At 62.7% G+C, this 13,781-nt stretch carries 9 protein-coding genes; 5 read left to right on the forward strand and 4 right to left on the reverse strand.

From position 1 onward, the window contains the following. The first annotated feature begins 342 nt into the window (after nt 1–342). The gene (locus tag M1D78_RS08335; protein ID WP_437419690.1) at nt 343–5,190 is read left to right on the forward strand and encodes an NAD-glutamate dehydrogenase; all 4,848 of its coding nucleotides are present in this window, start codon (nt 343–345) and stop codon (nt 5,188–5,190) included. 153 nt (nt 5,191–5,343) lie between these two features. On the opposite strand, the gene M1D78_RS08340 is transcribed toward M1D78_RS08335, so the two are convergent. Beyond that, nucleotides 5,344–6,267 (reverse strand): DUF6685 family protein, encoded by a 924-nt coding sequence (locus tag M1D78_RS08340; protein WP_437420367.1) that lies wholly within the window; start codon nt 6,265–6,267, stop codon nt 5,344–5,346. Nucleotides 6,268–6,425: 158 nt separating this feature from the next. On the opposite strand from M1D78_RS08340, the gene M1D78_RS08345 reads away from it, so the two are divergent. Together M1D78_RS08345 and M1D78_RS08350 are read left to right on the forward strand one after the other, a co-directional pair. Further along, nucleotides 6,426–6,644: a DUF2835 domain-containing protein gene (locus tag M1D78_RS08345; RefSeq protein WP_437419689.1), complete on the forward strand. Its 219-nt coding sequence runs from the start codon at nt 6,426–6,428 to the stop codon at nt 6,642–6,644. Nucleotides 6,645–6,727: 83 nt separating this feature from the next. Further along, nucleotides 6,728–7,768: a quinone-dependent dihydroorotate dehydrogenase gene (locus M1D78_RS08350; protein ID WP_437419688.1), complete on the forward strand. Its 1,041-nt coding sequence runs from the start codon at nt 6,728–6,730 to the stop codon at nt 7,766–7,768. An 88-nt stretch (nt 7,769–7,856) separates the two neighbouring features. Here M1D78_RS08350 and rmf read toward each other — a convergent pair whose 3' ends face one another. Beyond that, nucleotides 7,857–8,072, reverse strand: coding sequence for a ribosome modulation factor (gene rmf / locus M1D78_RS08355; protein ID WP_437419687.1), 216 nt, complete (start codon nt 8,070–8,072; stop codon nt 7,857–7,859). Between the two features lie 350 nt (nt 8,073–8,422). Here rmf and rlmKL point away from each other — a divergent pair, with 350 nt between their 5' ends. Further along, nucleotides 8,423–10,603, forward strand: a complete 2,181-nt coding sequence (gene rlmKL / locus M1D78_RS08360) for a bifunctional 23S rRNA (guanine(2069)-N(7))-methyltransferase RlmK/23S rRNA (guanine(2445)-N(2))-methyltransferase RlmL (RefSeq protein WP_437419686.1) — start codon at nt 8,423–8,425, stop codon at nt 10,601–10,603. Between the two features lie 18 nt (nt 10,604–10,621). On the opposite strand, the gene dacB is transcribed toward rlmKL, so the two are convergent. Then, nucleotides 10,622–12,133: a D-alanyl-D-alanine carboxypeptidase/D-alanyl-D-alanine endopeptidase gene (gene dacB, locus M1D78_RS08365; protein WP_437419685.1), complete on the reverse strand. Its 1,512-nt coding sequence runs from the start codon at nt 12,131–12,133 to the stop codon at nt 10,622–10,624. A 230-nt stretch (nt 12,134–12,363) separates the two neighbouring features. On the opposite strand from dacB, the gene M1D78_RS08370 reads away from it, so the two are divergent. After that, complete coding sequence (locus tag M1D78_RS08370) at nt 12,364–12,708, forward strand: YggL 50S ribosome-binding family protein (protein ID WP_437419684.1); 345 nt, start codon at nt 12,364–12,366, stop codon at nt 12,706–12,708. On the opposite strand, the gene M1D78_RS08375 is transcribed toward M1D78_RS08370, so the two are convergent. Further along, nucleotides 12,698–13,780 (reverse strand): FUSC family protein, encoded by a 1,083-nt coding sequence (locus M1D78_RS08375; RefSeq protein WP_437419683.1) that lies wholly within the window; start codon nt 13,778–13,780, stop codon nt 12,698–12,700. The genes M1D78_RS08370 and M1D78_RS08375 overlap by 11 nt on opposite strands. Nucleotide 13,781 lies beyond the last annotated feature (1 nt).

Here is a 13,781-nt window from a genome sequence, read left to right on the forward strand (position 1 = left end):
CGTGCCGGCATGGCTGCCGGGCGTTCACGACTTTAATCGATTTGCCTGGCCCCAGCTATGCGCCGCTCGGCAACTTCAGGCACCTGGGGCGGGTTCGAACGAGGCGCGTCCGGACGTTGCCGGTGCGCTATGCAGGTCGCGCTTGACGATGATCAGGCCTGAGCACGATCGGTTGTCATCCGCGGCAATTAAATGTGACCGCAACCGGTTCGCCAGCGTAAGAAGAAGGTGGGCCGGGGCCCGCATCGCTGTCTGCTTAACTAACGTTGAACTTACAGGTTGCGTTGCCAGTCAGGTGCCGCGACTGCCTTAGTCGAACCCAAGCCAGAATGGAGCTAACAAATGGCGTTCTTTACCGCTGCCAGCAAAGCCGACTTCCAGCAACAACTGCAAGTGGCGCTGGCGCAGCATGTCGACGAGAAGCTTCTGCCACAAGTGGGACTTTTCGCCGAGCAATTCTTCGGGATCGTCGCGCTACCCGAGCTAACCCAGAGGCGGATGACCGACCTGGTCGGCTCGACCCTCGCCAGTTGGCGCCTGCTGGAGCGTTTCGACCCGGGCAGTCCAGAAGTTCATGTATTCAACCCCGACTATGAGAAGCATGGCTGGCAGTCGACGCACAGCGTGGTCGAAGTACTGCACCCGGACATGCCGTTCCTGGTCGACTCGGTGCGCATGGAGCTGACCCGCCGTGGTTACGCCATCCATACGTTGCAAAACAGCGTGCTCCAGGTCCGTCGCGATGCTGAGGGCAGCCTGATCGAGCTCTTGCCCAAGGGTAGCGCTACCGAGGACAGCAAAGCCGAGTCGCTGATATTCGTCGAAATCGACCGCTGCGCCAGTGCCGCTGCCTTGCGCGAGCTGGAGCAATCCCTACAGGGCGTATTGGCCGAGGTTCGCTTGGCGGTGAACGATTTTCCCGCCATGAAGGCCAAGGCCGAGGAGCATCATGCTCGCCTAGCGGCGCTGCAGCAGGCCGACGACGCCCAGCTTGCCGAAAGCATGGACTTCATGCGGTGGCTGGCCGACGATCACTTCACCTTCCTCGGCTACGAGGAGTTCACCGTCGTCGACCAGGGCGAAGGCGGGCGCATCATCTACGACGAATCGTCCTTGCTGGGCTTGTCGCGCACGCTGCGCACTGGCCTCGACGAAGATGACCAGCTGATCATGCCGCCGGCGCTGGCTTACCTGCGCGAGCCGTTGTTGCTGTCCTTCGCCAAGGCCGCCACGCCCAGCCGGGTACACCGGCCGGCCTATCCTGACTTCGTGTCCATCCGTGAGTTCGACGAGCAGGGCCGGGTCACCCGAGAGTGCCGCTTCCTGGGCCTGTTCACCTCGTCGGTCTACACCCAGAGCGTACGGCGCATCCCCTATATTCGCAGCAAAGTGGCGGAGGTGATCAAGCGCTCGAACTTCGACGATTCAGCCCATTTGGCCAAAGAGCTGACCCAGGTTCTCGAGGTGCTGCCGCGCGACGAGCTGTTCCAGATGACGCTCGACCAGCTGTTCAACACGGCCATCGCCATCGTTCAGATCCAGGAGCGCAACAAGCTGCGCCTGTTCCTGCGCACCGACCCCTATGGGCGCTTCTGCTACTGCCTGGCCTATGTACCGCGCGATAGCTATTCGACTGAGACCCGGCTACGCATCCAGCAGGTATTGATGGACCGGCTCGAAGCCAGTGGTTGCGAGTTCTCGACCTATTTCTCCGAGTCGGTGCTGATCCGTGTGCAGTTCCTGCTGCGGCTGGATCCGAACAAGCAGGTGCAGTTCGATCCGGTTCAATTGGAAAACGAGGTCGTACAGGCCTGCCGGACTTGGCAAGACGACTATTCCAGCGTGGTTATCGAGCGCTTCGGCGAGGCGCGTGGCACCGGCATCCTCGGCGACTTCCCCAGGGGGTTCCCGGCCGGCTACCGCGAGCGCTTCGCCCCGCAGTCTGCCGCGGTGGACATGCAGCACCTGATGAGCCTGAGCGAGGATCGCCCGCTGGTCATGAGTTTCTACCAGCCGATGACGGCGGTTGAAAACCGGCTGCACTGCAAGCTCTACCACATGAACACGCCGTTGCCGCTGTCGGACATGCTGCCGATTCTGGAGAACCTGGGGCTGCGGGTGCTTGGCGAGTTTCCGTTCCACATGCGCCACAAGGACGGCCGCGAATACTGGATCCACGATTTCGCCTTCACCTATGCCGAAGGCCTTGAAATCGACCTGATGGAAATCAACGAGCCGTTGCAGGATGCCTTCATCGCCATCCACAACGGCCAGGCCGAGAACGACGCCTTCAACCGCCTGGTCCTCACCGCGGGGCTGACGTGGCGCGAGGTCGCACTGCTGCGTGCGTACGGCCGGTATCTCAAGCAGATCCGCATGGGCTTCGACCTGGGCTACATTGCCAGCGCGTTGCTCAATCACACCGATATCGCCCGCGAGCTGGTGCGCCTGTTCAAGACGCGCTTCTACCTGGCCCGCAAGCTTGGCGAGGATGACCTGGCTGACAAGCAGGCGCGCCTGGAGCAGGCCATCATCGCGGCGCTCGACGATGTTGCCGTGCTCAATGAAGACCGCATCCTGCGGCGCTACCTGACGCTGATCAAGGCGACCCTTCGCACCAACTTCTACCAGACCGACGCCAGCGGCAAACCCAAGGCGTACTTCAGCTTCAAGCTGGACCCTCGCTCCATTCCGGAGATGCCGCGTCCGGCGCCGAAGTTCGAGATCTTCGTCTATTCGCCGCGCGTCGAGGGTGTGCATCTGCGCGGCGGCAAGGTCGCACGCGGTGGCTTGCGCTGGTCCGACCGCGAAGAGGATTACCGCACCGAGGTGCTCGGGCTGGTCAAGGCGCAGCAGGTCAAGAACGCCATCATCGTGCCGGGCGGTGCTAAAGGCGGTTTCGTGCCGCGTCGCCTGCCGACCAGTGGGTCGCGCGACGAAGTGATGGCTGAAGGCATCGCCTGCTACCGCATCTTCATCAGCGGGCTGCTGGACATTACCGACAACCTCAAGGACGGCCAGGTCGTGCCACCTGCGAACGTGTTGCGGTATGACGAGGATGACCCCTATCTGGTGGTGGCCGCGGACAAGGGCACCGCGACGTTCTCGGATATTGCCAACGGCATCGCTGCCGAATACGACTTTTGGCTAGGCGACGCCTTTGCGTCCGGCGGCTCGGCTGGTTACGACCACAAGAAGATGGGCATCACCGCCAAGGGTGCCTGGGTGTCGGTGCAACGGCATTTCCGCGAGCGTGGCATCGACGTGCAGCGCGACGCCATCAGCGTGATTGGTATCGGTGACATGGCCGGCGACGTGTTCGGCAACGGTTTGCTGATGTCCGAAACGCTGCAGCTGGTCGCTGCCTTCAACCACATGCACATCTTCATCGATCCGAACCCGGATGCGGCACGCAGCTTCGTCGAGCGCAAGCGCCTGTTCGACCTGCCGCGCTCGGCCTGGACCGACTACGATGCCGCGCTGATTTCGGCAGGTGGCGGGGTCTTCCCGCGTTCGGCCAAGCGCATCGCCATCACCCCGCAGATGAAGGAGCGCTTCGATATCGAGGCCGACTACCTGACGCCGGCGGAACTGATCCACGCATTGCTCAAGGCCCCTGTCGACCTGCTCTGGAACGGCGGCATCGGTACCTACGTCAAAAGCACGGCCGAGAGCCACGCGGATGTTGGCGACAAGGCCAACGACGTGTTGCGCGTCAACGGCAACGAGCTACGTGCGAAGGTCATCGGCGAAGGCGGTAACCTGGGCATCACCCAGCTTGGCCGGGTCGAGTACTGCCTGCATGGCGGCGCGGCGAACACTGACTTCATCGATAACGCCGGTGGGGTGAATTGCTCCGACCATGAAGTCAACATCAAGATCCTGCTCAACGAGATCGTCGGCGCCGGGGACATGACCGGCAAGCAGCGTGATCAGTTGCTGTTCGAAATGACCGATGCGGTCTCCGACCTAGTCTTGCATGACAACTACAAGCAGACCCAGGCACTGTCCCAAGCCGAGCATCGCGCCCGGGAGGGCAGTGGCGAATACAAGCGGTTGATCAGCTCGCTGGAGTCGGTCGGCTTGCTCGATCGCGCACTCGAGTTCCTGCCAAGCGACGACGCCCTGGCCGAGCGTGCCCAGATGGGCAAGGGCCTGACGCGCGCCGAGCTGTCCGTATTGATCTCCTACAGCAAGATCGAGCTGAAGGAGGCGTTGCTGCAGTCGCGTGTGCCGGATGATGCGTATCTGGCCCGCGAGATGGAAAGCGCCTTCCCGCAGATGCTCGCCGAGCGTTACCGCGACGCGATGCTGCAACATCGGTTGCGTCGGGAGATCGTCAGCACACAGATCGCCAACGACCTGATCAACAACATGGGCATTACCTTCGTCCAGCGCCTGCGCGAAGCGACTGGCTTGAGTGCAGCGAATGTGGCGGGCGCCTACGTGATCGTGCGCGATATCTTCCATCTGCCTCACTGGTTCCGCCAGATCGAGGCGCTGGACTACAAGGTGCCGGCCGAGCTGCAGCTCAACCTGATGGCTGAGCTGATGCGCCTCGGCCGACGGGCCACACGCTGGTTCCTGCGCAACCGCCGCAACGAGCTCGACGCGGCCAAGGACGTTGGCCATTTCGGGCCACGCGTGGCTGCCCTCGGGTTGAAGCTGGACTCGCTCTTGCAGGGCGGCACCCGTGATCTGTGGCAGGCGCGCTACGAGCGGTACACGGAGGCGGGCGTACCGGAGTTGCTGGCACGCATGGTCGCCGGTACCAGCCACCTCTACACGCTGCTGCCGATCCTAGAGGCGGCCGACGAGACCGGCCAGCCGCCGGCAGATGTGGCGGCGGCCTACTTCGCCGTCGGCGGTGCGCTGGAGCTGCCGTGGTACCTGCAACAGCTCACCGCGCTGCCGGTCGAGAACACCTGGCAAGGCTTGGCGCGGGAGAGTTTCCGTGACGACCTCGACAGCCAGCAGCGAGCAATCACCGTCTCGGTATTGCAAACCGGCGGCGCACCTGAAGATCTGGATGCACGCGTTCAGCAATGGTTGGACCAGCGGGCCTATCAGGTCGAGCGTTGGCGGCGGATGTTGGTCGAGTTACGTGGCGCCACGAACGTGGATTACGCCATGTATGCCGTGGCGAGCCGTGAGCTGCAGGACCTGGCCGGCGAGCCGCCGCGCCAGTAAGGGGGAGCCGACCCGGACCGGGTCAGTGCTGTACGGAACGCCGGGGCCAATGCCCCGGCGTTTTACTTTGAGGGCGCGGGTTGCCGAAATTAGCTGGCGCGATAGGTGCAGGTTATGAAAGGCGGTAGGGGGAGTCTGGCACTCTCGGGCCAATCAACCGCGCGGCTGGGCCTGATGGCCGAGGCGAAAACGGGTGATCTGCGGCAGGTCGCGCATGTAATGCACCATGTCAGGCGCCCCGGCGAACTTGAGCCCTTCACCCAGGGCATTGGCGGCCGCATCGCGCTTGTCCAGCAGGAGCAACTCTGAATTGTTGGCGTTGCGTAGCAGCGTCAGTCTTGCGTAGGGGATCTTCGTTTCCAGCAGCAGCCCCATGAAGGCGCGGTCACTCCACGCCTGGGCGGGCATGGTCACGGCGTGGTAGCTCTCATCCAGTGCCTGCAGCCCGCTGGGATCGAGTCGATAGTCGGTCAGCTCGCAAGGTAACAGCACTTCGAGGCCGCGCAGGCGCGCATAGGCCACGGCGCAGGCGAAGGCCTCAGGGTGGTGCTCACCGGACCAGTAGAGGCGCTCGCCAAGCCAGCTGGCCTGGCGCAGTTCAATGGGTGCGTTGCGCTGGAATCCTGGCAACGCCGCGCTCAGCGTACGCACGAAATCCTTGTAGCTGATGACGCGCAATTGACGGCATGCCGGGGTCGCAGCGAAGGCTTCGAAGGTGGGGTAGAGCTTGCCATCGGCGCTCTGGCCGCCGAGGCCGTCGATTTGCCGGATGTCCAGCGCCGGGTAGCGGCTCACTTCCTTACGAACCAGGCGTGTCAGCGCCGCGTGCGCGCGGGCCTTGTCTTCCTGGATGGGCCCAGAGAGTGCGCCACGGGGAAGGTCGACGAACTTCTGCAAGCTGGGTCCGTCTTGCCAAAAGATGCTGGGCGCGGGTTCCTCGAGCGCGGCGAAGGGAAGCCGTACCTGACTCGCATGATCGAGTATCTGGCGCGGTGATTGTCCGGTCAGGCCCAGGCGCTGTACGAACTTGGAGATTCGGGAGGTCACGGTCGGCATCGACTCTGGCAGGCTCATCATCATGGATGAACTCGTTGAACTACGATCGGAGTTTGGCAGAGCCCGCCAGCCGGCGCACCGGCTTTAGTTGACCTTTTCGCGTCGAAACGACGCGTGAACGCATCACCGATGACGCGAAGGGGTGGCAAAATCGACGTACTGATCATTGAGGAGCCTCCATGCCGAACCTCGTACTGGACATCGCATTGCCTGCCGACAGGCTGTTGGCTGTCTACCAGGGCCGCGCTAATCGTATCCTGATCAAGAGCCGGGAAGGGGCGAGTGTTAGCCTGCCGGCCCATCATCTGCGCCCATTTCTGACCACCGCCGGGGTTTTTGGTTCATTCGAGCTGGAGTTCGTCGAAGGTCGCCTGGTCAGCCTTCGCCGCTTAGGCTGAAACCTCACCCGCTCGGCCGCCCGCTTTGATCGCAGCCGGGCCTGCTATACTCCCGCGCCACCCTTCGAGTAACAAGGTTTCGTATGTATCACCTGGCCCGCCAGCTGCTGTTCAAGTTCACGCCTGAGACGTCCCACGAACTGTCACTGGATCTCATCGGGGCTGGCGGCCGGCTTGGCCTCAATTCGTTGTTCAATAAGACCCCGGCGAGCCTGCCGGTTCGCGTTATGGGGCTGGATTTTCCCAACCCCGTCGGTCTTGCGGCCGGGCTGGACAAGAACGGCGAGGCGATCCATGGCCTGTCCCAGCTGGGTTTCGGCTTCGTCGAAGTTGGCACCGTGACTCCGCGCCCGCAGCCGGGCAATCCGAAACCTCGTATTTTTCGTCTGCCCGAAGCCGAGGCGATCATCAACCGTATGGGCTTCAACAATCACGGGGTCGACGCGCTGCTCGAACGGGTCGACGCGGCGCGTTTCAAGGGCGTGCTGGGTATCAACATCGGTAAGAATTTCGATACGCCAGTCGAGCGGGCCGTCGATGATTACCTGCTGGGACTGGACAAGGTCTATCACCAGGCGAGTTACGTGACGGTCAATGTCAGTTCGCCGAACACACCCGGGCTGCGCAGCCTGCAGTTCGGCGACCAGCTCAAACATTTGCTCGATGCCCTGCGTTTGCGCCGCGAAGACCTCGAGGTGCTGCATGGCAAGCGGGTCCCGCTGGCGATCAAGATCGCCCCCGACATGACGGACGACGAGACCGTGCTGGTTGGCCAGGCGGTGCTGGACGCGGGTATGGACGCCATCATCGCGACGAACACCACCCTGGGGCGTGAAGGCGTAGCCGGTCTGGCGCACGCCGACGAGGCGGGTGGCCTGTCCGGCGCGCCGGTTCGAGAAAAGAGCACGCATACCGTTAAGGTACTGGCTGAAACTCTGGCCGGGCGGCTGCCGATCATCGCCGTGGGCGGCGTGACCGAAGGGCGCCATGCAGCCGAGAAGATCGAGGCCGGTGCGAGCCTGGTGCAGCTCTATACGGGGTTCATCTACAAAGGGCCGGCGTTGATACGTGAAGCTGTGGACGCCATTGCGGCGCTGCCGTCCCGTAAACAGGGGAGTCAGTGATTGCCCGGAGGGGCTCCCGGTGGGAGCCCCAGGGCCTTAAGCCCGCCGCCCGGGTGGGGCGTGCCAGTCGAAGTCGGTGATGGGTGTGTTAACCGACCGCGTGAAGTTCGTTCAATCTATGAATACCGGCCGCGCCGGTCAGACCGTCCCAGTTGTCGCCGCGACCCTCCCGCCAGCCGTTCATCCAGGCCTGACGTACTTCGGTATGGGAAAAGGGACATAAGTCGCGAGATTTGCCTTGAATGCCATGCTGATAACCGCGCAAAAAAGCTCGTTCCATCGGATCACGCTTGAGTCTTCTCATTGGGTATTGCCCTCAGTGGTTGACTGGTGTTCCTGTGACCTCAAGGCGAGGTCTGGCAGTAGACTGCCAACGAACCCCGCTGCCGGCGTGGCGGGGTTCTACCGCGCGTCATTGCGACGCCGGACTGAGTCGATTTCTAACGCAATGCCTTCGAGGCGGGAATGATCGTTTTGTAATAAGCACGTAACGAAACCAAGGTCTGTCCCATAAGGGAGGCCAGACCTATGTGTTGAAGTTATCGCTATCGTGCCGCAATGCCCGGCGCGGCCACCTTTAAGCGCTTGCTCGGTGTAATGCCGGGTAAGCCGGTCCGCATGTAACTGCTGACCGACCACCCATCTGGATTCGCCATGACTGACCGCCACGAACTCATCCTCACCTGTCCCAAGGGGCTCGAAGGCCTGCTACTTGAGGAGGCCTTGAGCCTCGGGCTCGAAGACGCTCGCGAGCAGACCGCCGCGATCCGTGGGACGGGCTCGATGGAGGTCGCCTATCGGCTCTGCCTCTGGTCGCGTCTGGCAAACCGCGTATTGCTGGTGCTGCACCGCTTCGCCACGAGCAATGCCGAGACGCTTTACCAGGGCGTGCAGCAGGTGGAATGGGCTGATCACCTGCTGCCCAGCGGGAGCCTGGCGGTCGAATTCAGCGGTCATGGCTCTGGTATCGACAACAGTCATTTCGGTGCGTTGAAGGTTAAGGACGCCATTGTCGACTGCCTGCGCACACCGACTGGCGAGCGGCCAAGCGTCGACAAGGTCGATCCGGATGTACGCGTCCATTTGCGGCTCGATCGTGGCCAGGCGGTGCTGTCGTTAGACCTGTCCGGCCACAGCCTGCACCAGCGCGGCTACCGATTGCAGCAAGGCGCAGCGCCACTCAAGGAAAACCTCGCCGCGGCGGTGCTGACCCGTGCTGGCTGGCCACGTATCGCTGCTGAAGGCGGCGCGTTGACCGACCCCATGTGTGGCGTGGGTACCTTTCTGGTTGAAGCCGCGATGATGGCTGCCGATATCGCGCCCAATCTGCGGCGAGCGCGGTGGGGCTTCACCGCCTGGCTAGGGCACGTGCCAGCGATCTGGAACCGCCTGCACGAACAGGCTCAGGCGCGAGCGAGCGAAGGGCTGGCGAAGCCGCCACTGTGGATTCGTGGCTACGAGGCCGATCCCCGCCTGATCCAGCCAGCGCGCAACAACGTAGAGCGCGCTGGGCTGAGCACTTGGATTCGAATCTATCAGGGTGATGTGGCGACTTTCGAGCCGCGTCCCGATCAGAATCAGAAGGGCCTGGTCGTCTGCAACCCGCCCTATGGCGAAAGACTCGGTGACGAGGCCAGTCTGGTGTACCTCTACCAGAACCTGGGCGAGCGCCTCCGCCAGGCATGCCTTGGCTGGGACGCAGCGGTCCTCACGTCCGCGCCAGAGCTGGGTAAGCGAATGGGCATTCGTAGTCACAAGCAGTACGCGTTCTGGAACGGCGCATTGGCGTGCAAGCTGTTGCTGATCCGCGTTACGCCGGAGCAATTCGTCACGGGCCAGCGCGGCGCGCAGCGCGCAACGGAGGCAGGCGAGCCAGGTATTGTCGAAACAGCCCGGCTCAGCGAAGGCGGGCAGATGTTCGCCAATCGACTACAGAAGAATCTGCGCCAGCTCGGCAAGTGGGCGCGCAAGCAAGGAATCGAATGCTACCGCCTCTACGATGCGGACATGCCTGAATACGCGCTGGCGGTGGACCTATATGGCGATTGGGTTCACGTGCAGGAGTATGCGCCGCCGCGGTCGATCGACCCGGACAAGGCGCAGGCGCGGCTGTTCGATGCGCTCGCGGCGATTCCGCCTGCACTGGGTATCGGGCGTGACCGAGTTGTGGTCAAGCGGCGTGAGCGCCAGAGCGGTACGCGGCAGTACGAGCGCCAGGCGAGCGAAGGTGCCTTCCGCGAGGTCAGGGAAGGTGACGTGCGGCTGCTGGTCAACCTGACTGACTACCTGGATACCGGCCTGTTTCTCGACCACCGCCCGATGCGCCTTCGCATCGCCCGAGAAGCCGCCGGCAAGCGCTTCCTCAACCTGTTCTGCTACACCGCGACGGCGACAGTGCATGCAGCCAAAGGCGGTGCGCGCAGTACCACCAGTGTGGACCTGTCGAAGACCTACCTCGACTGGGCTCGACGCAATCTGGCGCTCAACGGTTTATCGGACCGTCAGCGTTTGGAACAAGCCGATGTCATGGCCTGGCTGGAAGCCGATCGCGGCGAGTACGAGCTGATCTTCATCGACCCGCCGACGTTTTCGAACTCCAAGCGCATGGAAGGGGTGTTCGACATTCAGCGTGACCACGTAGCCTTGCTGGACTTGGCAATGGCACGGCTTGCGCCGGGCGGCACGCTGTATTTTTCGAACAACTTCCGCAAGTTCGCCCTCGATGCAAGTATTGCCGAGCGCTATGCGGTCGAGGACATCAGCGCAACGACGCTAGACGAGGATTTCCGGCGCAATCCGAAGATTCATCGCGCCTGGAAGATTCAGGCGCGATGACTCCCGGGGCGGGCCGGTTCAACGTTGGGCCGTACTCTGTCTCGGGCGGTTGTAGAGGCTGACCAGGACCTGGTCGAGCACGGCCGAGGCGCCCCATGGGCGTGGGTGATTGAGGATCGCGACCACCGCCCAGGTGCTGCCATCGCCGTCGCGGCTGTAGCCAGCAATTGCGCGCACGGTGTTCAACGTCCCGGTCTTGATATGCGCCTTGCCGGCGACCGCCGTATTACGCAGCCGCTTGCGCATGGTGCCGTCGACCGCTGCCAGCGGCATCGACGAGATGAATTCCGCCGCATACGGACTCTGCCACGCCGCCTGCAACAGCGACGCCATCTCGCGCGCACTGACGCGCTCTGCGCGTGATAGCCCCGAACCGTTTTCCATCACCAGGTGCGGCGAAATGATGCCCTTCTTCGCCAGCCATTGACGGATGACGCGCTGAGCGGCCTTGGCATCGTCCTGGTCCGCGTCGGTGCGCATGGCGGCGCCCAGGCTGAGGAACAGCTGCCGCGCCATGGTGTTATTACTGTACTTGTTGATGTCCCGAATGATCTCGACGAGGTCAGGCGAATAGGCACGAGCGACCATCCGTGCATCGTCCGGCACCTGCGCGACACGGTCATGCCCGAGGATGCTGCCGCCCAGTTCCTTCCAGATGGCGCGTACCGCGCCGGCCGCGTAGCGCTGGTGGTCGAGCAACGCCAGGTAGCTTTGCCCGCTGCAACCAGCGGCCAGCTTGCCGGTTGCAACGACTGTCACGCTGCCGTCCTCGTTTTCCATCGGGTTGTAGCGGACATCGGGCCAGCCCGGGCATTTCGCGCGGGGCAAGGCCTGGATGCGGTTATCGATGCGCACTGAGGCAATCGGTGGTTCGACCATCACCTGAACGTCACCGCTCTCGTTACGGGCAATGAAACGCAGCGCCTTCAGATTGACCAGCAACGAGTCGGGGCCGACCAGGAAGGGCTTGTTCTTGTCGTTGCCGTCATCGTCGAACACCGGCAGGCTGGGCTGCACGAAGTGGCTACGGTCGAGCACCAGATCCCCTGTGACCGTTTTTACGCCGTTGGCGCGCAGGTCACGCAGCAACAGCCAGAGCTTTTCCATATTGAGCTTCGGGTCGCCGCCACCTTTGAGGTAGAGGTTGCCGTTCAGGGTGCCGTCTTCCACCGGGCCGTCGGCGTAAAACTCGGTTTTCCACTGATGATTTGGCCCCAGCAGTTCGAGCGCGGCGTAGGTGGTCACAAGCTTCATTGTCGAGGCTGGATTGACCGACACATCGGCGTTGACGAAGGTCGGCGCTCCGTCGCCATTGAGCGGCAACATGACGAGAGACAGGGCACTGCTTTCGATTTTGTTCGCCTTCAGTGCTTCCGCGACCCGGGGCGGAAGTGCCTGGTTGACTGTCGCGGCTGCCGCCGGGAACGCCAGGGGCAGGGCAAGCGCAAGTGCGGCAAGATGCTGCAAAAATGGAAAGGTGCGGCTCCGATGAACGGGAGCGGCAGGTACAGCGATTGGTTTCGATGACATGAAAATTCCCTACAGCGGTCAGGGAAGGGGCGAGCTTTCAGGCTCGCCACCCAGGGTGACGTACGTCTCAATGACAAGCGTAGCCGTGTGTCTGGGTTGTCTGCAAAAGGAGCATGCGCCCAAGCAGCAATTCCAGACGGACTGCTACCTCAGGGCGAGCTGTAATCGCGCTGCATCCGGGTTGCTGTTAGAGTGCGCGCCGTTAACCACCGAGAAAAAGGACCGTACCAATGGCTACCAATCGCTCGCGTCGTCTGCGCAAAAAGCTGTGCGTCGATGAATTTCAGGAGCTGGGCTTCGAAGTGACACTGACTTACCAGGACGGCCTCGACTCGAAGGCGGTCGACGCGTTCCTCGAGACCTTCCTGACGGACGCCATCGAGGCCCACGGCCTGGGCTATGTGGGTGGCGAAGATTACGGGTTCGTCTGCCTGGCGAGTCGCGGTTCGGTCAGCGAAGAGCAGCGCGCTCAGGTCGAGGCCTGGCTGAAAGGGCGCAGTGAACTGGCTGAGGCCAACGTCAGCCCCTTGATGGATGTCTGGTATCCGGAGAACGAGATCAACGTCAAGGCGTGATCGAATCGTTCCGGTCGATTGTCGGCCCGGCTCTGCGCAACGCGATCCGGGCCGCCAGGCGACGCAACAGATACACCAGCAAGGTCGTGGCCAAGGCCACGCCGACACCGATGCTGGCATTGACCAGCCTTAGTTGTGGCAACTCCCAGTCTTGCGCCAGCGTCTCGGCGAGCAAGACAAAGCTCAGTGTCGTCTGCAGGACGAACAAACCATAGTGATGCGCCTGAAAAGCGCGGCTGAGCATTACCAACGGCAGCATGATCATCACCATCATCGGCGGATCGGCCAGGCTGTGCCCCATGTATATCAGGATGGCCGCCGCGCCGAGAATGCCAAGGCTCGCCTGCATCGCACGGATGAGGCTGCGTTGCAGATCCATTTGAAGCGTGGTGAAAACGGCCAGCGTCAGCCAGTAGCCACGGGGCAAATCTGCCAAGGTTACGATCAGCCCACCCAGGGCTGCGGCAAGGATGTAGGTGAGGGCGTGCAGCCGCCACTGGCGGATTGGCGTTCGCCTGGCACGCCGGCGCAACACTTTGAGCAAACTCAGCAGCCGGGGCATGTAAGGCCACATGCGCAGCCCGTGCATGCCTCGTAGACCGAACGCCAGTAAGGTCACCCAGAGCCCGCCCAGCGCGAAGAGCATCGCGATCGCTTGCGGGTTGTTGAAATCACCAATGCCGTGCTGCCCTTGGCCTAGGCACAGGCAGATGGCCAGGCCAATGCCGAGTTTCCCCGCTTCGGCGCCGTAACGTTGCAGCCAGGCGAGCAGCAAGCCGTAAAACGCAAACAACCCGAGGCTGATCAATGAGTGCGTGGCGGACCAGAAGCCAAGACCGGCGCTGGCCGCCCCCAGTGCAATCAAGAGCAGCATCCGCAACATGCCGAAGCGGTGCAGAGGATTGGCCTTCGCCGCCTGAAAGGCACCGACGGTAGCCCAGAGGAAGCCCGGATGGCCACTGAACAGCCCAAGCAGCAATGGCAACGCGCAGCCCAAGCCGGCAACCATGGCCGGTCCCCACGCAGGGCGGCCGGGTTGCCAACCGAGGTACCGCCAGAACGATTTACGCATA

This window comes from Pseudomonas sp. SA195, assembly GCF_054131565.1.

Bases quoted from the DNA above. Each gene is read 5' to 3' on its own strand.
- M1D78_RS08335 (WP_437419690.1), top strand. From the start codon at position 343: ATGGCGTTCTTTACCGCTGCCAGCAAAGCCGACTTCCAGCAACAACTG.
- M1D78_RS08350 (WP_437419688.1), top strand. From the start codon at position 6,728: ATGTATCACCTGGCCCGCCAGCTGCTGTTCAAGTTCACGCCTGAGACG.
- rlmKL (WP_437419686.1), top strand. From the start codon at position 8,423: ATGACTGACCGCCACGAACTCATCCTCACCTGTCCCAAGGGGCTCGAA.
- M1D78_RS08340 (WP_437420367.1), bottom strand. From the start codon at position 6,267: ATGATGAGCCTGCCAGAGTCGATGCCGACCGTGACCTCCCGAATCTCC.
- M1D78_RS08345 (WP_437419689.1), top strand. From the start codon at position 6,426: ATGCCGAACCTCGTACTGGACATCGCATTGCCTGCCGACAGGCTGTTG.
- M1D78_RS08375 (WP_437419683.1), bottom strand. From the start codon at position 13,780: ATGCGTAAATCGTTCTGGCGGTACCTCGGTTGGCAACCCGGCCGCCCT.
- M1D78_RS08370 (WP_437419684.1), top strand. From the start codon at position 12,364: ATGGCTACCAATCGCTCGCGTCGTCTGCGCAAAAAGCTGTGCGTCGAT.
- rmf (WP_437419687.1), bottom strand. From the start codon at position 8,072: ATGAGAAGACTCAAGCGTGATCCGATGGAACGAGCTTTTTTGCGCGGT.
- dacB (WP_437419685.1), bottom strand. From the start codon at position 12,133: ATGTCATCGAAACCAATCGCTGTACCTGCCGCTCCCGTTCATCGGAGC.